This window comes from Streptomyces sp. ADI96-02, assembly GCF_003846185.1.
In the GTDB taxonomy this organism is placed as follows: domain Bacteria; phylum Actinomycetota; class Actinomycetes; order Streptomycetales; family Streptomycetaceae; genus Streptomyces.
On the sequence record NZ_ML123034.1, the window covers coordinates 6,286,850 to 6,306,788 of the forward strand.

The window sequence follows — 19,939 nt, forward strand, 5'->3', positions numbered from 1 at the left end:
GTGAACCCAAGACCGGACATCGAGAGCGCTGTCAGGGCCGCCGCTCCGCATGCGCTGCTGGAGACGCTCCGCGCGATCCTCCGCAGCGCCTACGGGGCGCTCGCGGTGGAACTGCATCTCGCCGACTACGCCCTGAGAGTCCTCAAACCCCTCGACCGGCCCGACGGCGAGGACGAACCGCTGTCCCTGGACAACAGCGCCGAGGGGCGGGCCTTCGGCAGCCAGGAACCCCGCGAGCAGCAGGTCCGGCACGACGACGCGGTCGACCACTACCTCCCCGTGACCGTGCGCGGCGAGCGACTGGGCATCCTCACCGTCCGGCTGCCGCAGGCGAGCTCCACACCGCACATGGTCGGTGAGCTGACCCACGTGGCGGACCTGCTGGGCCACGAGATACTCGTCGCCGAACGGGACACCGACCTCTACCAGCGGGCCCGCCGCACCAGCCGGCTCACGCTCGCCGCCGAGATGCAGTGGCAGCTCCTGCCCGCGCGCGCCTGCACCGCGGCCGAGTTCGCCATCGGAGCCCAGCTGGAGCCCGCGTACGCCATCCACGGCGACAACTTCGACTGGGCCGCCGACGCCGACGAGCTGACCGTCGCCGTGACGAACGGCATGGGCGAGGGCATACAGGCGTCGCTGCTGACCAATCTCGCGGTCAACGCCCTGCGCAACGCCCGCCGGGCGGGCATCGGCATCGCGGACCAGGCGGCCCTCGCCGACCAGGCGATCTACGACCAGCACCGGGGCGCGTCCCACGTCTCCACCCTGCTGCTCCGCTTCGAACTCGCCACCGGCCAGGTCGGTGTCGTCGACGCGGGATCACCGCAACTGTGGCTCCAGCGCGGACGCGCCGTGCGCCGCATCGACCTGGACGCCCAGCTTCCGCTCGGCATGTTCGAGGAGTCGCACTACACGGTCCAGGAGTTCCGGGTCGAGCCCGGCGACCGGCTGCTGCTCCTGAGCGACGGCGTCTACGAGGCGGTGTCGCCGCTGGGGGAGAAGTACGGGGAGCGGGCGCTGGCCCGCGCCATCCAGTCGACCCGGCTGCTCCCGGCCGCCACGGTCCCGCGCGCCATGCTCGGCGAACTGGCCGAGTACCGGGGCACGGACACGATCGACGACGCGCTCGTGCTGTGCATGGACTGGTTCGGCCGGTAGGACGACGGACGCTGAGACCGAAGGAGGCGCGCCCCGGGGCGGGTGCGCCTCCGCCGGGGCGCACCCGCCCCCGGCGACGCGCCGAGGCCCGTCAGATGCTGAGCTGGAACTCCGCCCGGATGCGCTTGCCGACCGGCACCCGCTCCGCCGTCAGCCGGTCGCACAGGGCCACCACGATCTCCATGCCGTGCCCGCCCAGCCGCGCGGGGTCGGGGGAGTAGAGCACCGGCATCGCCGTGCTGCTGTCGTACACCGTGACGCTGATCCGCTCGGCGCTGCCCTCCAGCTCCAGCAGGTAGGGGCCGTGGCTGTAGCGGTCGGCGTTGGTCACGAGCTCGCTCACGGCCAGCATCAGATCGCTGCGGGTGTGCTCGCCCAGCGGCGCCAGGCACTCCACCGCGAGCCGCGTCAGGAAGCGGTCGGCCAGGGCGCGGGCCATCGCGATGCAGCCCGGTTCTCCGTCGAAGACCTCGGCGCTGAGCAGTACCTCGGGAGACCGGAGCCCCTGGTCGGGGTCCTCCGGCGAGGTGACCTGTTCGTTCATGTGCTCCAGCCAGGGCGCCGCAGTGAGGGCAGTGAGGTCGATGACCTTTTCCGCCATTCGTCTACCCGTGTCAACGCGTCCCACTCCACGAGATCCGCACCGATCCTACGCACGACCGGGCAGGCGCACCACGGTGACGAAGAACTCGTCGATCTGGCGCACCGCCGCGATGAACTGGTCCAGGTCGACCGGCTTGGTGACGTACGCGTTGGCGTGCAGCTTGTAGCTGCGCAGGATGTCCTCCTCGGCCGAGGAGGTCGTCAGCACCACCACCGGGATCAGCGACAGTTCGGGGTCGCCCTTGATCTGCTCCAGCACCTGCCGGCCGTCGTACTTGGGCAGATTGAGGTCGAGGAGCACCAGGTCGGGGCGGGGCGCACCGGTGTGCTCGCCGCGCCGGTATAGGAAGTCCAGGGCCTCCTGCCCGTCGCGCACGACGTGCAGGGTGTTGCGGATCTTGTTGTCCTCGAAAGCCTCACGGGTCATCAGCTCGTCGCCGGGGTCGTCCTCGACGAGCAGGACCTCGATGGGCTGGACAGGGGCGTTCATGACGGGTCTCCCGGCGTGGTGGTCAGGGCGGCGGGAGCGGGCTGCTCCGCCGCGGTGGGGGCGGGCGCATCGGGAGCGACCGGCAGCGTGAAGTGGATGAGGGCGCCTTCGCCCGGTTCGGGATCCAGCCAGATCCGGCCGCCGTGGAACTCGACGATCTTGCGGCAGAGCGCGAGGCCGATACCCGTACCCTCGTACTCGTCGCGCGCGTGGAGCCGCTGGAAGATCACGAACACCTTGTCCGAGAACTCCGGCGAGATCCCGATGCCGTTGTCCGCCACCGAGAAGTGCCACTCGTCGCCGTCGAGCACGCAGCCGACGGTGATCCGGCAGGGGACGTCGGGACGGCGGAACTTCACGGCGTTGCCGATCAGGTTCTGCCACACCATCGTGAGCGCCGTGCCGTCGCCGACGATCTCCGGCAGGGCGTCGGGCCGCTCGATCTCGGCTCCCGAGTCCTCGATCGCCAGCGTCAGGTTGCCCAGCGCCCGCTCCAGCGCCCGCTCCAGCTCGACCGGCTTCCAGCCCTCGTGGACGCGGCCGACGCGGGAGAAGGTGAGCAGGTCGTTGATGAGGACCTGCATCCGCTTGGCTCCGTCGACCGCGAAGGCGATGTACTGCTTGCCGCGGTCGTCCAGCTCCGTCCCGTAGCGCTTCTCCAGGAGCTGGCAGAAGGAGGCGACCTTGCGCAGCGGCTCCTGGAGGTCGTGCGAGGCGACGTAGGCGAACTGCTCCAGCTCGGAGTTGGAGCGGCGCAGCTCCTCGGTCTGACCGGCGAGCAGGTCCTCGCGGCTCTGCGCGTCGGACAGCTCGCCGACCAGCCGCTGCCGCATGTCCTCGACCGCCCCGGCCACGGCCTGGACGTCGGAGGGGCCCTTGATCTCGATACGAGTGCCGAAGGCCCCGGCGCGCACCCGGTCGGAGGCGGCGCGCAGCCGGTTGAGCGGGACGCCGACCACCCGATGGAGCAGCACGCTGAGCGCGATCACGGTCAGTACGAAGACGCTCACCAGGGCGATGAGCACGCGGTCGCGGGTGGTGCGCGCGTCGTTCAGCTCGGCGCGTGCCGCGTCGCGGGCCTGCGCGAGGTGGTCCTGCTGGGCTCCGTACGTCTGCCGCAGCGTGTCGAAGTCCGACTTGCTGAGCTGCAACTGCCCCGCCGTGTCCGTCCTGTTCGGACCGTTCTCGCGGACGGCGCTGATCAGCGGCTCGGCCCGGGTCTGCCGCCACTCCCGCGCGGCCGCGGTGATCTTGTCGAGGTCGTCGGAGAACGGCTTCTGGGCGCCCACCACCCGCCGGAGCTGCGCCATCCGGTCCAGCTCGGCGGCCCGGCCCGACCGGTACGGCTCCAGGAAGGAGTCGTCGCCGGTCAGAGCGAATCCCCGGACACCGGTCTCCTGGTCGAGCAGAGCGTTCTGCAGCTGGAAGGAGGCCGACCTGGCCGGCTGGATGCGGTCGACGAGATCGGTCGTGCGGTCGGATATCCGCGCCAGCACGAGCCCGCCGATCACCAGGCAGGCACAGACGACCACGACGAAGCCGCCGAGGATCAGATGCACCCAGTTCTGCACCGACAGCCGCGCGGCGAAGCCCCAGCGCGGTGCGGGCGTTGCGTTGTCCGTGCTCATGAGAGTTCCGATCCCCAGCCCAGGTGCAGCACGGCGACGTCGTCCGCGAGGCCGCCGTAGGGGGCGGCTCCCTCGCTGGCTCCGGCCACCAGTGCGTCGATGAACGGGCGCGCCGGCAGATGCCCGTTCACGCGGGCCATCTCCAGCAGTCCCTCTTCGCCGAGACGGCTGTCCGGCCCGTCGCGTCCTTCGAAGAGTCCGTCCGTGAAGAGTACGAGACCCGCGCCGGGAGCCAGCGGCAGGTCGATGGTCGGCCAGCGGCCCGCTCCGGGCAGCAGACCGAGGGCCATGCCGCCCTCCGGCTCCACCCAGCTGACGCCCCGGCCCTCGCGCAGCAGCAGGCCGGGATGGCCCGCGCGCACGATCTGGGCGTGGCGTCCGTCCGGCGCGAAGGCCAGGGAGGTCACGGTGGCGAAGACGTGGGAGTCCGAGCGCTCGGCGACCAGGATCTCCTCCAGCAGGGCGATCTGCTCCAGGTGCGAGGTCCCGCACAGGACGGCCGTACGCCAGGCCACCCGCAGGCACACGCCCAGCGCGGCCTCCGCCGCGCCGTGGCCCGAGACGTCCCCGATCACCGCGTGCACCGTGCCGTCGGAGGTCTGCACGACGTCGTAGAAGTCACCGCTCAGCAGACCGTGGGCACGCCCCGGCTCGTAGCGGGCGATGGCCTGGAAACGCTCGTCGCGCAGCAGCGGGACGGGCAGCAGTCCGCGCTCCAGCCGGGCGTTCTCCTGCGCGATCAAACGGTTGTCGCGCAGCGCGGCGGCGGCGCGCTCGACCTCCTTGCGCTGGAGGGCGTAGCGGACGGCCCGCGACAGGACCTCGGGATCCAGCCGGCCCTTGACCAGATAGTCCTGGGCGCCGCCCGCCACCGCCCGCAGTCCGGTGCCGGACTCGTCGAGACCGGTGAGGACCACGATGGCGGCGTCGCCGTCGGACTCCAGGATCTGGCGCACCGCGTCCAGCCCGTGCACGTCGGGAAGATGCAGATCCAGCAGCACGCACACCGGCGAGGTGGACGTGGCGAGGTAGCCGCGCGCCTCGGCCAGCGTCTTGCACCAGGTCAGGGCGGAGTCCAGCTCGCTGTCGGCGAGCATCTCCTCGACGAGCAGCGCGTCACCGGCGTCGTCCTCCACGAGGAGGATCGACGCGTCCAGATTCCACAGGTGGGAGGTCGGTGACGGGAGCGCCCCGTCCTGCTGCGAAGGGATTCCGGCGGTGCCCACAGGTTTCAGCGACATGCCCACGGACGCCTCGGCCAACCCTCCACCTCCTCGCACGAACGGCACAGTGGATCCGGCCGAATCGTCAGGAAGCATATGCGACAGGCGACCCGGGCGAGACCCGGTCGCACAACGGACAGAACGGAGGCCGGGCACCCGAAACGGGTGCCCGACCAGGTGGGACGGGGGTGATCCGGGTCGGCGCCCGGTCAGAGGATGAGAAGACTCACGCCTCCACGCTCATCCCCTTGCGGAGCTGCTTGACGATCCGGGTGAGCAGCCGCGAGACGTGCATCTGGGACACGCCCAGCTCCGCGCCGATCTGCGACTGCGTCATCTCCGCCCCGAACCGCATCTGGACGATCCGCCGCTCCCGCTCGTCCAGCTGCTCCAGCAGCGGCGCGAGCGTGTGCAGGTTCTCGACGGTCTCCATCGCCGGGTCCGTCTCACCGAGGACGTCGGCGTACGCCCGCTGCTCCTGACCGGAGTCGCTGTCGGCGGAAGGGGTGTCGAGCGAACCGGCCGAGTAGCCGTTGGCGGCCACCAGGCCCTCGATGATCTCCTCCTCCGGGAGGTCGAGGTGGGCCGCCAGCTCCTTGACCGTGGGGTCGCGGTCGAGCTTCGAGGAGAGGTGCTCCTTCGCCTTGGCGAGGTCCACCCGCAGCTCCTGGAGCCGCCGCGGCACGTGCACGGACCACGTGGTGTCACGGAAGAAGCGCTTGATCTCGCCGACGATGTAGGGGACGGCGAAGGTGGCGAACTCGACCTCGCGCGAGAGGTCGAAGCGGTCGATCGCCTTGATCAGCCCGATGGTGCCGACCTGGATGATGTCCTCGGCGTCGTCCCCGCCGCGGTTGCGGAACCGGGACGCGGCGAAGCGCACCAGGGAGAGGTTCATCTCGATGAGGGTGTTGCGCGCGTACTGGTGCTCGCGCGTGCCCTCCTCCATCTCCTGGAGGCGGTCGAAGAAGATCTTGGAAAGGGCCCGCGCGTCCTGCGGCGCGACCTTGCCCGCGTCCTCCACCCAGGGAAGCTCGCCGGTGCCGACGGCTGTCCGCGTGCCGGTCCGGTCGTCGCTCAGCTGCGCCGTCGCCCCGCCGGTTCGCCCCGCCATCGCCGCCATGGTGTCACCCTCCCTGCTGTCCAATGTGTCGGACGGTCGCCTGCCCTGGCGCCGAGAAGTCATGCCTTCTTTCTTCGAGATTTCTTGATCTTTCTCCGTGACGGGAGGTCGGGGCCCGCCGGGGCCCGTCCGGAAGCCGCCCCACGGGGCGGGCCCTCGCCCGAACGGAGCAGCCCGCGGCCCATGGCAAACTTGGCCGGGGTGTGTTTCGGCCTGCGGTGACACCCGGCCCGCGGCGACAGATGACAGAGGAACGGCAATGACGGTGACAGATGACGGCCCGGAGCTCGCTCCCGGAACCGACGGGTTGGGTCCCGGTATCGATCCGGAGCGACTGGCCGTCTGCCTGAGCGTGCTCGACGAGCTCGACCGCGTCGAGGTCGACCACCCGGACGCCGTCGCCGTCCGCCGGGCGACCGCCGGGATCTACCGCACGGTCAAGCAGCGCCGCCGCCAGGAGCGCCGGGCCGCGAAGACCGCCCACGACCGGGCGGTCACCGAGGCGACCGCGACCGGCTCGGCCGAACGCATCGACGACGAGACCCAGGGCGTCCTGCCCTCCTCCTCGGCCCGCAGCGAGATCGCCGGAATCCTCCAGCGCCCCCGCTCCTGCTACATCTGCAAGACGCGGTACGTCGAGGTGGACGCGTTCTACCACCAGCTCTGCCAGAGCTGCGCCGCGGAGAACCGGGCCCGGCGCGACGCCCGCACCGACCTGACCGGACGGCGGGCCCTGCTCACCGGCGGCCGGGCGAAGATCGGCATGTACATCGCGCTGCGGCTGCTGCGCGACGGCGCGCACACCACCATCACCACCCGCTTCCCCAATGACGCCATCCGCCGCTTCAAGGCGATGGAGGACAGCGACGAGTGGATCCACCGGCTGAAGATCGTCGGCATCGACCTCCGCGACCCGGCGCAGGTCGTCGCGCTCGCCGACTCGGTCGCCGCCGAGGGCCCGCTGGACATCCTGATCAACAACGCCGCGCAGACGGTACGCCGTTCCCCGCAGGCCTACAGCGAACTCGTCCACGCCGAGAGCGCCCCGCTGCCCGCCGGCGAGCTCCCGGCCGCCGAGGTCATCGGCACGTTCAACAGCGGCACGGTCGACCGGGTGGCGGCCATCCCCGCCGCCCGCAAGGACGGTCTGAGCGCGCAGGAGGTCACGGACCTCGCCCTGGTGACCGGCTCCGCCTCGCCCGCGCGCATCGCGGCGGGCACGGCGATCGACGCCGGCGGACTCGTCCCGGACCTGCACCACACCAACAGCTGGATCCAGACCGTGGAGGAGGTCGAGCCGATCGAACTCCTGGAGGTCCAGCTCTGCAACTCCACCGCGCCGTTCATCCTGATCAGCCGGCTCCGCCCCGCGATGGCCGCGACCGCCGCGAAGTACGCCTACGTCGTCAACGTCTCCGCGATGGAGGGCGTCTTCGGCCGGGGCTACAAGGGCGCGGGCCATCCGCACACCAACATGGCCAAGGCCGCGCTGAACATGCTGACGCGCACCAGCGCCCAGGAGATGTTCGAGAAGGACGGCATCCTGATGACCGCCGTGGACACCGGCTGGATCACGGACGAGCGGCCCCACCCGGACAAGATGCGGCTGGCCGAGGAGGGCTTCCACGCCCCGCTCGACCTGGTCGACGGCGCGGCCCGGGTCTACGACCCCATCGTGCGGGGCGAGGCGGGCGAGCCGCTCCACGGCTGCTTCCTCAAGGACTACGCCCCTGCCGGCTGGTGACCCGATCGGCCCATCCACCGCCGCACCGACCGTGCGGCGGCCCGAAACCCGCCCCAGGATCACTCCTGGGGCGGGTTTTTTCCTGGGCGAGGTGGCTGAAAGTGACCCACCGCACACGTTCTATCGAGCGCGGACGTGCTCATTTGGTTACGCTGATGCGAACGGACGTCATCGAGGGGCCCACGAAGGCTCCGCGACCGTCCCGGGACAGGTCTGCAACCGGGCCGCCGTCCCGCCCCGACACGGCGCCACCGCGACCGGCATAGCTCAGCCCCTGCCCCACCGCAGGGCCGTCGGTCTCCGGAGTCGCCGGAGTGTCGGCGAAGCCCTGGGTGACGCGACACAGAGGAGTGCGCGGTGACGACACCGGAACTGACCAAGCGCCAGAAGCCCCCCGCCGAGCGGTACGGGGAGCGGACTCTCCGTACCGAGAAGCTGCGGAACATCGAGGTGTGGGCCAGATCCGCGCCGATCAGGCTGGCCGGCTACGAGGACGACCTCGCCGAGCCGCACATCCTGCCCGGCATCGACTGACCCGCTCCGACCGGCGAACGCCTCACGGCCTCCCGCGGCCCGTGTCCCGCCCCTCCCGCTCCGGCGGCAGGGGCCGGGACACGGGCCGCAGGAACTCCCGGACGTAGGTCCGGCGCCACCAGCACCCGGTGTCCCGCAGCTCGCGCAGACCGGTGAAGCGGTAGTGGTGGACGCGGGCGCGCACGTGCCGCGGCGGCTCGTCGGGGAAGGGGTTGCGGCCGAGCAGCCGGAGCGTGTCCCGGTCGCCGCTCAGCAGCCGCTCGGCGAACGGCCCGAACCAGGAGCGCGCGTAGGCGGGGGAGAGCGCCGCGAACCACATCATCCAGTCGAGCCGCAGGTGGTACGGCGCGAACTGGCGCGGCATCCGGCGCGGATCGCCCGGCTTGCCGCGGAACCCGTACTCCCGCCAGTCGGCTCCGTCGTGCGCGACCGGATCCGCCGTCCCCTCCACCACGACTTCCAGGCGCGTCCGGCTGACCGTGCCGAAGGCGCCGTAGGAGTTGACCAGGTGCAGCGCGTCGTAGGACCGGTTCATCGCCTGCCGGCGGGAGAGGAGATTGCGCGCGGGGCGGTAGCTCAGGGCCAGGACCAGGGCGGTCGCCGCGAACACGAGCACCGTGTACCAGGGCGGCGGCGCGGCGAGGTCCGGCGGCGGCCCGGCGAGGGGGCTCCAGTCGACCGCCGACAGCGCGAGCGCGACGGTCAGCCAGTTCAGCCAGGCGAAGTTGCCCGAGAGGACGAGCCAGAGCTGGGTGAGGACGATCAGCCCGGCCGCCGCGCTCGCGACCGGCTGCGGCGTGAACAGCAGGAACGGCACGAACAACTGGGTGACATGGTTGGCCGCCGTCTCGACCCGGTGCACCGGTCCGGGCAGCCGGTGGAAGAACCAGCTCAGCGGCCCCGGCATCGGCTGGGTCTCGTGGTGGAAGTCCAGACAGGTCAGCCGTCGCCAGCAGGCGTCACCGCGAATCTTGATCAGCCCCGCGCCGAACTCCACCCGGAAGAGCAGCCACCGCAGCAGCCAGAGCACCAGCACCGGCGGAGCGGTGTCCCCGGTGCCGAGGAAGACGGCGAGGAAACCCGTCTCCAGCAGCAGCGACTCCCAGCCGAATCCGTACCAGACCTGACCGACCTGGACGATGGACAGGTACAGCACCCACGGCAGCGCCCAGAGCAGCATGCCGCCCCACAGCGGCAGACGGCCGTCGACCCCGGCGATCAGCGCTGCCGACAGCGCGCAGCCGCTCCAGGCGACCGCCGCGAAGAAGCGGTCGGAGTAGTGCAGACGGAAGAGCCCCGGGGCCGACCGCCAGGGTGTGCGCCGCAGCACCTCGGGCGCGGGCAGCATGCCGCGCTCGCCGATGAGCGCCCGGAACTGGAGCGCTGCGGAGAGGAAGGCGACCAGGTAGACCACGGCCAGCACGCGCTGGAATACCAGCCTGCTGAGCCAGTAGCCGTCTGCGGAGAACCACTCCCACGCTGCCATCTCCGCCAGTATCGGCCGGTCAGCTCGCGGCGACGAGCCGGCGCAGCGTCCGGCCGAGCCGGCGCGCGTACCAGTGCTGCACGGGAGGCACGAGCGGTCCGGCGAGCCGGGTGTACCAGGCGGCGGGGCGGGAGAACGCCATGACCGTGAACCACACCGTGCCGTCGTCGGCCAGCTCCACCACGAAGCACTCCTCCCCGCGCTCCGGATGCCCGGCGAGGGTTCCGTAGGCGAAGCCGGTGCGGCCCTCCTCCTGGTACGCGGTCCAGATCACCCGGCACGGCGCGGTCATCCGTATCGGGCCGAGGGCCACCGACACCCGGACGTCCCCGCCGGGCTCGGCCCGCGCCGCCGAGGCGTCGATCCGGGCCCCGCTCGCTCGGTGCATCCGCCATTCGGTCACCGCCGCTCCCGCCGCCGCGAAGTCGGCGCCGCCCCGGCCGACCCGGGTCCGGTGGTGCAGGTGGTGGTAGCCGTCGGGGAGCGGGCCCAGGCGTGTGGCGCCGATCTCCGGGTAGCTGAGCGTGCTCATGAGGTCCTGCCTTCCGGGTGGGTGGAGCGGATGCGCCGCCAGGCGAGCAGCGAGCAGAGCGCGAAGCCCAGGGCGTTGCCGAGGCCGTGGGTGGCGGCCATCCAGGCGAGGCTGGGGTGGGGCAGTCCGGTCGCCTCGCCGAGCGCCCAGCTCAGCGCGAGCAGCATCGTCGCCACCAGGACGCCGGCCGAGGTGAGCAGCAGCAGCCGTGTCGTGCGGTCCCGGTCCTCGGCGCGCCCGAGGCGCCAGGTGAGCAGGCCGACGGTCCACATGCCCGCCGTCAGGACGAGGGCGCCGGCGAGTTCGGCCCAGTCGCCGACGAAGTAGCCGACGAGGACGAGCAGGGTGCCGAGCGGCACGCTGAGCGCCGCGAACCTGCCGGCGGGGCCGTCGCTCACGCGGCAGACGAGTCCGGCGACGAGGGCCGCCGCGAAGCCGGCGAAGTGGAAGTGCGGCACCGTCAGGGCGAGGATGCCGAGCCCGAAGCCGAACAGTTCGTGGCCCGAACGCTCGGCGACCAGGGCGAGAGCGGCCACGGCCGGTGCGACCAGCGCGGTGATCAGCGCGATCGCCGGAGGGTCGAGGGTCCGGCCGCGGACCGCGCGGCGCGGGGCGTGCAGGGCGAGCAGGAGCGCGCCCAGCGCGTAGCAGGCGGCGAGCGCGGTGGCCGCCGGGCCGCGCGGCAGCCAGAGCGCCAGCGCGCCCGGTACGGCGAAGAGGGGCCACAGCCCGCGGATGCGGTCCAGCTCCCGCAGTCCGGTCAGCCGGAGCCCGGTCGGCACGACCACGAACATTCCCAGCATCACGATGGCATGCACCAGTACGGACACGACGTCCCCCGCCCCTTCTGCGATTGAACGTGTTCAACCGTCGAGTCGAGAGTAGAGGGTTTCTTGAACGCGTTCAAGAAGGCTTCGGCGGCACCGTCCGCTTGCGGAGCGCTGTCCGGTGCGGCACAGATGGTGACACCCATCCGTTCGACTCGGACAGGCAGGAGAGCTCTGTGCGCTCACCCAGGCGCTCACCCAGACGTTTCCGGCGTGCCGCGCTGGCCGTACTGTCCGCCGGGGTCCTGCTCGCCGCGGCCGGCTGCGGTGGCGGCGCGGACCGGACGACCAAGGGCACCACCGGGACCGCGGAGACCAAGGACGTCCTCCTCCAGCCGATCGCCTCGCCGGGTCCCGGACCGTTCACCGCCTCGACCGTACGCAAGAGCGCCGCGCCCTCCCCTTCCGGCCAACCCGGAGCCGGCGGCAGCTCCGCCACCCGGACGGTCCATCCGGTCCCCGGGGATGCGCCGGGACTCTACGGAGGCGTCCGCTCCCAGGCCGCCTGCGACGTCGGCCGGCAGACCCGTCTGCTGACGGACGACCGGGGCCGGGCGGACGCCTTCGCCGAAGCGGCGGGCATCGAGCGCGTGCAGATCCCGGGCTACCTCCGCTCGCTCACCCCCGTGGTCCTGCGCGCCGACGCCCAGGTCACCGGCCACGGCTACAGCGGCGGCTCGGCCGCCGCCTTCCAGGCCGTCCTCCAGGCGGGCACCGCCGTCCTGGTCGACAGCAGGGGCCTGCCCCGGGTCCGCTGCGCCTGCGGCAACCCGCTGAAGCCGCCCGCGCTCGCCCAGGGCCGCGTCACCTACCGGGGCGAGCGCTGGAGCGGCTACGACCCGTCGCGGACCGTCGAGGTCGAGCCCAGCAAGCGGGTGCTCACCACCCTGCTCGTCGGCGACCTCTCCGACGGGTCCTGGATCGAGCGGACGGCCGGTGACGGCGGAGGCCGCGACCGCACTCCGGGCGACCCGCCGCCCTACGCCCCGGACGAGGCCCCGCTCCTGCCCTCCCCGCCCGCGCCGCCGGACTCCCCGCCCTCCGAACCGGACCCCTCGGAGCCCTCGCCCCCCGGCGAGGCGTACCCGTCCGACCCGGACGAATGCCCCACGCCGGCGCCGGGCGACCCCGTCGAACCGCCGCCCGGCTGCCCGCCCGTACCCGACCCCGATCCGGACACCGGAGCGCCCGACGGATTCGACGAGGAGCCGCCCCAGGAGCCCTGGGAACTGGAGGAGGGCGAACCGGTGCCCGAACCGACCCAGGTCCTCCCCGACGAACCGGCCGCGCCGGACGGCTACGACGTCCCCGAGCCGTTCGCCGGGTGACCGGGCGGACGTACGCGGCGCTCGCCCCGGCCTCCCGCCCGCACCCTGAACCGCCCGCCCCGGGCGCGTACGGTTCACTCGAAGAATCGGACAAACAGTGGCAGAGTTACCCACATGGATGATCGGGTAGCGGGTGCCCTGTCACTCCCGGACGACTGGCCCGCCCACCCGGACCTCAGCCTCGCCCTGAACCGAATGGGCTGCTTCGACTGGGATCTGGGCACCGGCCTCATGCACATGGACCAGCCCGCCCTCGACGTGTTCGACCTGACCGCCGCCGAGTACGACGACCGGCCGGGCACGCTCGCGCGGCGCGTGCCGCGGGACGAGGCGGCCCGCCTGGACGGGCTCGTCTCGCAGGCGCTCAAGAGCGGGCGCACCGCGTACGGGGCGTACTTCCGCGTCCAGCGCCGCGACGGATCCCTCCGCTGGACCCACACCCAGGGATTCGTCCGCCGCGACGCGTCCGGCCGTCCCCGCCGCATCATCGGAATCGTCCGCGACGCCACGCAGGAGCTCGCCGACTCCGCCGCCCGGCAGGAGATCGACGAGGAACGGCGCCGGCGCACCAGCCTCGTCGAGGGCACCGCCGTGTCGCTGGCGCAGGCCCGTACCGTCAGGGACGTCATCGCCGTGCTCAAGGACTCCCAGGGGCTCGCCCTCCTCGGGGCCACCAGCCTGGTCATGGGGCTGCTGGAGTCCGGCCGCATCCATCTCGTGGCCGACGGTCCCGAAGCCGCGCACGTTCCCGGCACCCGCTACACCCGCGTGGACGAGCCGTACCCGATGAGCGAGGTGGTCCGCACGCTCACCCCGCGCTTCATCGAGTCCGCCGAGGACTTCGCCGACTCCTACCCGGTGCTGTGGCCCGACATCAGGCACCTGGGCATCACCTCGGCCGCCTACATGCCGCTGATCGCGCAGGCCCGCCCGATCGGCGCCCTCGGCCTGCTCTACCGCGACAAGGACGGCTTCACCCCCGACGAACGCAACCTCCTCATGGCCCTCGGCACCTCCATCGCCCAGAGCCTCCAGCGGGCGATGCTCTACGAGCAGGAGCACGACCTCGCCGAAGGGCTCCAGCAGGCCATGCTGCCGCGCCGGATCCCGGCCGTCGCCGGGGCGCAGGTCGCCGTCCGCTACCGCTCGGCCCGTATCGGACGGGACATCGGTGGCGACTGGTACGACCTGATCCACCTGCCCGGCGGCCGGGTCGGCGCCGTCATCGGCGACGTCCAGGGCCACGACACCCACGCCGCCGCCGTCATGGGACAGCTGAGGATCGTCCTGCGCGCCTACGCGGCGGAGGGCCACAGTCCCGCGACCGTGATGGCGCGCGCCTCCGTCTTCCTGCACGAACTCGACACCGACCGCTTCGCCACCTGCACCTACGCCGAGATCGACCTGAGCACCGGCGTCGTGCAGATGGTCCGCGCCGGACACATCGACCCGCTGGTGCGGGACGTGAACGGCGACTGCCGCAGACTGACGGCCGAGGGCGGACTGCCGCTCGGTCTCTCAGCGGAGTTCGGCCGGCTCGAATACCCGGTCACCACCGCCGAACTGGACCCGGGCCAGGCACTGGTCCTCTTCACCGACGGGCTCGTCGAACTGCCCGGCGCGGACCTCGACGAGGGCATGCAACTGCTCACCTCGCTCGTCACCAACGGCCCGCACGACCTCCAGAAGCTCGCCGACGACCTGTGCGCCGCCGTCGACGTACGCGGTGGCCAGGACGATGTCGCGCTGCTGCTGTTCCGCCGCCGGGCGGCCCAGGCGCCCCAGGCCGGCGGCCGGCTCCAGCAGCACGTCGCCCAGAACGACCCCGAGGCGCTCAGCTCGTCCCGGCACATGATCCGCGCGGCCGTGCGCGCCTGGGGCGCCAAGGAGCGGGCCGACGAGATCGAACTGGCCGCCGACGAGCTGATCACCAACGCCCTGATACACACCGACGGCGGGGCGATCGTCACGATCCGGGTGATGGCCGGACCCGAGCGGCGGCTGCGCGTCGACGTCGAGGACCGCTCCAGCGCCCTGCCCCGGCGGCGCGACGCGGGGGAGGCGGGGGTGTCGGGGCGCGGCCTGATGCTCGTCGACCGGCTGGCCGACGTCTGGGGCGTGGAATCGCGCGGCGGCGGCAAGTGCGTGTGGTGCGAGTTCCTCATGCCCGAGAGCCGCCGGAGGCCGTGGACGAGCGACGCCGAGGCCCCTCTGGGCAGCAGCACGTAACCCGGCGTCGCCGGGCGGCGACCGATCGCGCCCCATGGACCGACCGATCGCGCCCCACGGACCGACCGGCCGCCGACCTCCTGAGGGGCGGCCCCGGGCGGGCTGCGGCAGGCTGGTGGCATGCCCGAACTGCCGGAAGTCGAAGCTCTGCGGGTCTTCCTCGCCGACCACCTCGTCGGCAAGGAGATCGCCCGCGTCCTGCCGCTGGCGATCAGCGTCCTGAAGACCTACGACCCGCCGCTGTCCGCCCTGGAGGGCGCGGACGTCACCTCGGTGGACCGGCACGGCAAGTTCCTCGACATCGGCGCGGGCGGGCTGCACCTGTGCACGCACCTCGCGCGGGCCGGCTGGCTCCGCTGGAAGGAATCCTTCCCGGCCACACCGCCCCGCCCCGGCAAGGGACCCCTCGCCCTGCGCACCGTCACCACCGACGGCGACGGGTTCGACCTCACCGAGATGGGCACCACCAAACGCCTCTCCGTCCACCTGGTCCGCGACCCGCAGGACGTGCCCGGCATCGCCCGCCTCGGCCCCGACCCGCTCTCCGACACCTTCGACCGCGACACGTTCGCCGCCCTGCTCGCCGGGGAACGCCGCCAGATCAAGGGCGCGCTGCGCGACCAGTCGCTCATCGCGGGCATCGGCAACGCCTACAGCGACGAGATCCTGCACGTCGCCAGGATGTCCCCGTTCAAGCGGACCGCCGACCTCGGCGAGGAGGAGGTCACCCGCCTCCACACCTCGCTGCGCACCACCCTGGAGGAGGCCGTCGCCCGCTCCGGCGGAGTGGAGGCCGGCCGGCTCAAGGCCGAGAAGAAGAGCGGCATGCGCGTCCACGGCCGCACCGGCGAGCCCTGCCCCGTCTGCGGGGACACCATCCTGGAGGTCTCCTTCAGCGACTCCTCGCTCCAGTACTGCCCCACCTGCCAGACCGGCGGCCGTCCGCTCGCCGACCGCAGGCTCTCCAAGTTCCTGAAGTGAGCGCTCCCCGAGTGAGCGTTCCCGAAGCCGGCCCCGCACCCCGACCGCCGCACCCGCGGAGGAGGAAGCCGGGATCGCCTCACGCCATCGTCACCCGGAGGACCTACACTCCGGGCTCATGCTGCGCGTACTCGCCGTCGACGACGAACAACCCGCTCTGGAGGAACTCCTCTACCTCCTGCGCGCCGACCCCCGCGTCACCAGCGCCGAGGGCGCCGGCGGCGCGACCGAGGCGCTGCGCCGCATCGGGGCCGCCGTGGACGCGGGCCCCGACGACCCGTCCGCGATCGACGTCGTCTTCCTCGACATCCACATGGCCGGCCTCACCGGCCTCGACGTCGCCCAGCTCCTCGCCGGCTTCGCCGCGCCCCCGCTCATCGTCTTCGTCACCGCGCACGAGGGCTTCGCCGTGCACGCCTTCGACCTCAAGGCCGTCGACTACGTCCTCAAACCCGTCCGCCGCGAACGCCTCGCCGAGGCCGTCCGCCGGGTCTGCGAACACGTCGGGGAGCGGTCCGCACCGGTCCACGACACCGCCACCGACCAGATAGCGGTCGAACTCGGCGGGGTCATCCGCTTCATCCCGATCGACGAGATCGCCTACGCCGAGGCCCAGGGCGACTACGCCCGGCTGCACACCGCCGCCGGCAGCCACCTCGTGCGCATCCCGCTCACCACCCTGGAGGAGCGCTGGCGCTCGCGCGGCTTCGTGCGCATCCACCGCCGCCACCTCGTGGCGCTCGGCCGGATCGACGAACTGCGCCTGGACGCGGGCAGCATGAGCGTGCGCATCGGAACGGCCGAACTCGCCGTCAGCCGCCGCCACTCCCGCTCCCTGCGCGAGCTCCTGATGCGCCAGGGCGGGCGCTGACCTGGGACGCTTCGCGGCGAAGCCTTCCCAGCACCGACCACCCGCGCCTACACTCCGAGCCCATGTCACAGGAGACGGCACCCCGGCGCGAAGTCGTCACGGGAGAGCCCCGCCGGGTCCGGCCGCTGCCCCGCTACCGCACCCAGTCGGAGATCGACGAGCAGACCGCCCTCGGCGGCGCGTACGTGCGCTCACTCATGCGCGGGCAGCTCCGCGCCGCGTTCACCGTCTTCGCCGTCCTCGCACTCGTCGCCGGCACGCTGCCGCTGCTCTTCGCCGCCCTGAACAGCACGGCCCTCGTCTGGGCGGTGCTCGGCTTCGCCACCTATCCGCCGCTCACCCTGGCCGCCTGGTGGTACGTACGCCGGGCCGAGCGCAACGAACGCGACTTCGCCCGGCTGGTGGAGGGCCGCCCCGCACCGTGAGCGCCCCCGACCACACGGCGTCCTGGGTGGCCGTCGCCCTCGTCGTCCTCGCCACCGTCCTCGTCGGCGGCTTCGGCCTGCGCATCTCCCGCACGACCTCCGACTTCTACGTCGCCTCCCGCACCGTGCGGCCCCGGCTCAACGCCGCCGCCATCAGCGGCGAGTACCTCTCCGCCGCCTCCTTCCTCGGCGTGGCCGGACTCGTCCTGGTCCACGGCCCCGACATGCTCTGGTACCCGGTCGGCTACACCGCCGGCTACCTGGTGCTGCTGATCTTCGTCGCCGCGCCGCTGCGCCGCTCCGGGGCGTACACCCTGCCGGACTTCGCCGAGGGGCGGCTCGAATCGCGGCAGGTCCGCAGGCTGGTCAGCGCCCTCGTCGTCGGCGCGGGCTGGCTCTACCTCGTCCCGCAGCTCCAGGGCGCCGGGCTCACGCTCAAGATCCTCACCGGCGCGCCGGGCTGGCTCGGCGACGTCCTCGTCGCCACCGTGGTCACGGCGGCCGTCGCGGCGGGCGGCATGCGCTCGATCACCTTCGTCCAGGTCTTCCAGTACTGGCTGAAGCTGACCGCGCTCCTGGTGCCCGCGCTCTTCCTCGTCCTGGCCTGGCAGGGCGACGGACGGCCCCGCGTCACCTTCGACGACCAGCTCGCCGTCTTCCGCGCCGACCACCCGCTCTACGCGACCTACGGCCTGATCGTGGCGACCTTCCTCGGCACCATGGGCCTGCCGCACGTGGTGGTCCGCTTCTACACCAGCCCCAACGGCCGCGACGCCCGCCGCACCACCGTCGCCGTCCTCGCCCTGGTCGGCCTCTTCTACCTGCTGCCGCCGGTCTACGGCGCGCTCGGCCGGATCTACACCCCCGAACTGCGCCACGGAGGCGACGCGGACGCCGCCGTGCTCCTGCTCCCCGCCCGGCTCATCGGAGGGCTCGGCGGCGACCTGCTCGGCGCGCTCATCGCGGGCGGCGCGTTCGCCGCGTTCCTGTCCACCGCCTCCGGGCTGACCATGGCCGTGGCCGGCGTCATCACCCAGGATGTCCTGCCCTCGCGCGGCGTGCGCCAGTTCCGGCTGGCCACCGTCCTGGCCATCGCCGTACCGCTCGCCGGCTCCCTGCTGGTGAGCCGGGTGCCGGTGGCCGACGCCGTCGGCATGGCGTTCGCCGTCTCCGCGTCGTCCTTCTGCCCGCTGCTCGTCCTCGGCATCTGGTGGCGGCGGCTCACCCCGCCCGGAGCCGTCGCGGGACTCCTGCTGGGCGGCGGCTCGGCCCTGCTCGCGGTCGCCATCACCGTCAGCGGAGCCGTACGCCCGCCGGGCTGGCCGCACGCCCTGCTCGCCTGGCCCGCCGTCTGGTCCGTGCCCGTCGGCTTCCTCGCGATGATCCTCGTCTCGCTCGCCACGCCGGGGCGGATACCTCCCGGCACCAACGCCGCCATGACCCGCTTCCACCTCCCCGAAGCGCTCACCTCGGCCCGCTCCGCCGCCGGGAGGGAGCGATGACCGGCGCGGGCATCGCCGTCCTCCTGGTCCTGGCCGCCCTGCTGCTCGGCTCCGGATACCTGCTCGGCCGCCGCGCCGCCCGCCCGCTGCGCCCGAGCGACGTCGGCACGCCCGTCGAGCACGCCACCTTCGAGACCCTGCACACCGCCTCCCTGGCCGCGCCCCCGCTGCGCGCCGGTCTCACCGAGGAGAGCGCCGGGCGCTCCGCCCGCCGGCTGCGCTCTCTGCTGGGCACCGACGCGCTCTGCCTCACCGACCGCGAGCGGGTCCTGGTCTGGGACGGCGCGGGCCACCACCACGGCAAGGACGTGATGGATCATGTGCGGGGGCTGCTCGCCAACGGGCGCGACACCGCCTTCGACGGCGGCTGCGGAGACCTCGACTGCCCGCTGCGCTGGGCCGTCGCCGTACCGCTCACCGTCGACAACCGGGTCTTGGGCGCTCTCGTGGCCTACGCCCCGCGCGAGTCGGCGGTGCTGGCCCGCGCGGCGGGAGAGGTGGCGCGCTGGGTCTGCGTCCAGCTGGAACTGGCCGAGCTGGACCGCTCCCGCACCCAGCTCATCGAGGCGGAGATCAAGGCGCTGCGGGCGCAGATCTCCCCGCACTTCCTCTTCAACTCCCTCGCCGCCATCGCCTCCTTCGTCCGCACCGATCCCGAGCAGGCCCGTGAACTGCTTCTGGAGTTCGCCGACTTCACCCGCTACTCGTTCCGCCGGCACGGCGAGTTCACCACCCTCGCCGACGAACTCCACTCCATCGACCAGTACTTGGCGCTCGTACGCGCCCGCTTCGGTGAACGCCTGGCGGTCACCCTCCAGGTCGCCCCCGAGGTCCTGCCGGTCGCCCTGCCCTTCCTCTGCCTCCAGCCGCTGGTCGAGAACGCCGTCAAACACGGCCTCGAAGGCGCGGTACGCCTGCCGGGAGCCCCCGGTGCCGCGCCGCGACCGGCCGACGCACCGCTCAGGATCACCATCAGCGCTCTGGACGCCGGGTCGGAGGCCGAGGTGGTCATCGAGGACGACGGCACCGGCATGGAGCCCGCGCGGCTCCGGCAGATCCTGCGCGGCGAGGGCGGCGCCTCGACCGGCATCGGTCTGCTCAACGTGGACGAGCGGCTGCGCCAGGTCTACGGCGACGACTACGGGCTCGTCATCGAGACGGGCGTGGGGGCGGGCATGCGGATCACGCTCCGGCTCCCCAAGTACCGTGCGGGCGTGCACGGTTCCTGACGCCAGGACCTTCCTCCGCGTCC

General features: G+C 72.6%; 18 protein-coding genes. 10 read left to right on the plus strand and 8 right to left on the minus strand.

All coding sequences use genetic code 11. The annotated features are described in order from the left end of the window. Complete coding sequence (locus EES43_RS27500; protein ID WP_124271252.1) at positions 1–1,161, plus strand: PP2C family protein-serine/threonine phosphatase; 1,161 nt, start codon at positions 1–3, stop codon at positions 1,159–1,161. Positions 1,162–1,252: 91 nt separating this feature from the next. Here EES43_RS27500 and EES43_RS27505 read toward each other — a convergent pair whose 3' ends face one another. The 5 genes from EES43_RS27505 to EES43_RS27525 form a co-directional block, all read right to left on the minus strand. Further along, a complete protein-coding gene (locus EES43_RS27505; RefSeq protein ID WP_124272181.1) occupies positions 1,253–1,705 on the minus strand; it encodes an ATP-binding protein in 453 nt (150 codons plus the stop codon). 105 nt (positions 1,706–1,810) lie between these two features. Beyond that, a complete protein-coding gene (locus tag EES43_RS27510; protein WP_124271253.1) occupies positions 1,811–2,254 on the minus strand; it encodes a response regulator in 444 nt (147 codons plus the stop codon). After that, the gene (locus EES43_RS27515; RefSeq protein WP_124271254.1) at positions 2,251–3,882 is read right to left on the minus strand and encodes a sensor histidine kinase; all 1,632 of its coding nucleotides are present in this window, start codon (positions 3,880–3,882) and stop codon (positions 2,251–2,253) included. Before EES43_RS27515 ends, EES43_RS27510 begins: the two co-directional genes overlap by 4 nt. Beyond that, a complete protein-coding gene (locus tag EES43_RS27520) occupies positions 3,879–5,123 on the minus strand; it encodes a PP2C family protein-serine/threonine phosphatase (RefSeq protein ID WP_124271255.1) in 1,245 nt (414 codons plus the stop codon). The genes EES43_RS27515 and EES43_RS27520 overlap by 4 nt, the downstream gene beginning before the upstream one ends. A gap of 208 nt (positions 5,124–5,331) precedes the next feature. Further along, positions 5,332–6,228 (minus strand): RNA polymerase sigma factor SigF, encoded by an 897-nt coding sequence (locus EES43_RS27525; protein ID WP_124271256.1) that lies wholly within the window; start codon positions 6,226–6,228, stop codon positions 5,332–5,334. 259 nt (positions 6,229–6,487) lie between these two features. On the opposite strand from EES43_RS27525, the gene EES43_RS27530 reads away from it, so the two are divergent. Together EES43_RS27530 and EES43_RS30870 are read left to right on the plus strand one after the other, a co-directional pair. After that, positions 6,488–7,972, plus strand: a complete 1,485-nt coding sequence (locus tag EES43_RS27530; RefSeq protein ID WP_124271257.1) for an SDR family NAD(P)-dependent oxidoreductase — start codon at positions 6,488–6,490, stop codon at positions 7,970–7,972. Positions 7,973–8,329: 357 nt separating this feature from the next. Beyond that, complete coding sequence (locus EES43_RS30870; RefSeq protein WP_164493292.1) at positions 8,330–8,506, plus strand: hypothetical protein; 177 nt, start codon at positions 8,330–8,332, stop codon at positions 8,504–8,506. Between the two features lie 22 nt (positions 8,507–8,528). On the opposite strand, the gene EES43_RS27535 is transcribed toward EES43_RS30870, so the two are convergent. The 3 genes from EES43_RS27535 to EES43_RS27545 are packed head-to-tail and all read right to left on the minus strand — an operon-like array spanning position 8,529 to position 11,354. After that, positions 8,529–9,992 (minus strand): lipase maturation factor family protein, encoded by a 1,464-nt coding sequence (locus EES43_RS27535; RefSeq protein WP_124271258.1) that lies wholly within the window; start codon positions 9,990–9,992, stop codon positions 8,529–8,531. A 19-nt stretch (positions 9,993–10,011) separates the two neighbouring features. Beyond that, positions 10,012–10,524: a DUF1990 family protein gene (locus EES43_RS27540; protein ID WP_124271259.1), complete on the minus strand. Its 513-nt coding sequence runs from the start codon at positions 10,522–10,524 to the stop codon at positions 10,012–10,014. After that, on the minus strand, positions 10,521–11,354 hold the full coding sequence (locus EES43_RS27545; protein ID WP_124271260.1) for a YndJ family protein: 834 nt from the start codon (positions 11,352–11,354) through the stop codon (positions 10,521–10,523). The genes EES43_RS27540 and EES43_RS27545 overlap by 4 nt, the downstream gene beginning before the upstream one ends. A gap of 173 nt (positions 11,355–11,527) precedes the next feature. Between EES43_RS27545 and EES43_RS27550 the strand changes: the two genes are divergently transcribed. From EES43_RS27550 to EES43_RS27580, 7 genes are all read left to right on the plus strand, one after another. Further along, positions 11,528–12,679, plus strand: a complete 1,152-nt coding sequence (locus EES43_RS27550) for a DUF6777 domain-containing protein (RefSeq protein WP_124271261.1) — start codon at positions 11,528–11,530, stop codon at positions 12,677–12,679. 114 nt (positions 12,680–12,793) lie between these two features. Then, on the plus strand, positions 12,794–14,908 hold the full coding sequence (locus EES43_RS27555) for a SpoIIE family protein phosphatase (protein ID WP_124271262.1): 2,115 nt from the start codon (positions 12,794–12,796) through the stop codon (positions 14,906–14,908). 120 nt (positions 14,909–15,028) lie between these two features. Then, positions 15,029–15,889, plus strand: coding sequence for an Fpg/Nei family DNA glycosylase (locus EES43_RS27560; protein ID WP_124271263.1), 861 nt, complete (start codon positions 15,029–15,031; stop codon positions 15,887–15,889). A 118-nt stretch (positions 15,890–16,007) separates the two neighbouring features. Then, on the plus strand, positions 16,008–16,760 hold the full coding sequence (locus tag EES43_RS27565; protein WP_124271264.1) for a LytR/AlgR family response regulator transcription factor: 753 nt from the start codon (positions 16,008–16,010) through the stop codon (positions 16,758–16,760). Between the two features lie 62 nt (positions 16,761–16,822). Beyond that, positions 16,823–17,185, plus strand: coding sequence for a hypothetical protein (locus EES43_RS27570; protein ID WP_124271265.1), 363 nt, complete (start codon positions 16,823–16,825; stop codon positions 17,183–17,185). Further along, positions 17,182–18,687 carry a sodium/solute symporter gene (locus EES43_RS27575; RefSeq protein WP_124271266.1) on the plus strand — a complete coding sequence of 502 codons (1,506 nt, stop codon included), beginning with the start codon at positions 17,182–17,184 and terminating at the stop codon, positions 18,685–18,687. Before EES43_RS27570 ends, EES43_RS27575 begins: the two co-directional genes overlap by 4 nt. Beyond that, entirely contained in the window at positions 18,684–19,916 is a 1,233-nt protein-coding gene (locus tag EES43_RS27580) for a sensor histidine kinase (RefSeq protein WP_124271267.1), read from the plus strand. Before EES43_RS27575 ends, EES43_RS27580 begins: the two co-directional genes overlap by 4 nt. Positions 19,917–19,939: the final 23 nt, after the last annotated feature.

What these genes read in the sequence shown, in the direction of transcription:
- EES43_RS27565 (WP_124271264.1), top strand. Translation starts at nt 16,008, where the DNA reads ATGCTGCGCGTACTCGCCGTCGACGACGAACAACCCGCTCTGGAGGAA.
- EES43_RS27535 (WP_124271258.1), bottom strand. Translation starts at nt 9,992, where the DNA reads ATGGCAGCGTGGGAGTGGTTCTCCGCAGACGGCTACTGGCTCAGCAGG.
- EES43_RS27530 (WP_124271257.1), top strand. Translation starts at nt 6,488, where the DNA reads ATGACGGTGACAGATGACGGCCCGGAGCTCGCTCCCGGAACCGACGGG.
- EES43_RS27540 (WP_124271259.1), bottom strand. Translation starts at nt 10,524, where the DNA reads ATGAGCACGCTCAGCTACCCGGAGATCGGCGCCACACGCCTGGGCCCG.
- EES43_RS27570 (WP_124271265.1), top strand. Translation starts at nt 16,823, where the DNA reads ATGTCACAGGAGACGGCACCCCGGCGCGAAGTCGTCACGGGAGAGCCC.
- EES43_RS27560 (WP_124271263.1), top strand. Translation starts at nt 15,029, where the DNA reads ATGCCCGAACTGCCGGAAGTCGAAGCTCTGCGGGTCTTCCTCGCCGAC.
- EES43_RS27520 (WP_124271255.1), bottom strand. Translation starts at nt 5,123, where the DNA reads ATGTCGCTGAAACCTGTGGGCACCGCCGGAATCCCTTCGCAGCAGGAC.
- EES43_RS27515 (WP_124271254.1), bottom strand. Translation starts at nt 3,882, where the DNA reads ATGAGCACGGACAACGCAACGCCCGCACCGCGCTGGGGCTTCGCCGCG.
- EES43_RS27555 (WP_124271262.1), top strand. Translation starts at nt 12,794, where the DNA reads ATGGATGATCGGGTAGCGGGTGCCCTGTCACTCCCGGACGACTGGCCC.
- EES43_RS27505 (WP_124272181.1), bottom strand. Translation starts at nt 1,705, where the DNA reads ATGAACGAACAGGTCACCTCGCCGGAGGACCCCGACCAGGGGCTCCGG.
- EES43_RS27510 (WP_124271253.1), bottom strand. Translation starts at nt 2,254, where the DNA reads ATGAACGCCCCTGTCCAGCCCATCGAGGTCCTGCTCGTCGAGGACGAC.
- EES43_RS27525 (WP_124271256.1), bottom strand. Translation starts at nt 6,228, where the DNA reads ATGGCGGCGATGGCGGGGCGAACCGGCGGGGCGACGGCGCAGCTGAGC.
- EES43_RS27580 (WP_124271267.1), top strand. Translation starts at nt 18,684, where the DNA reads ATGACCGGCGCGGGCATCGCCGTCCTCCTGGTCCTGGCCGCCCTGCTG.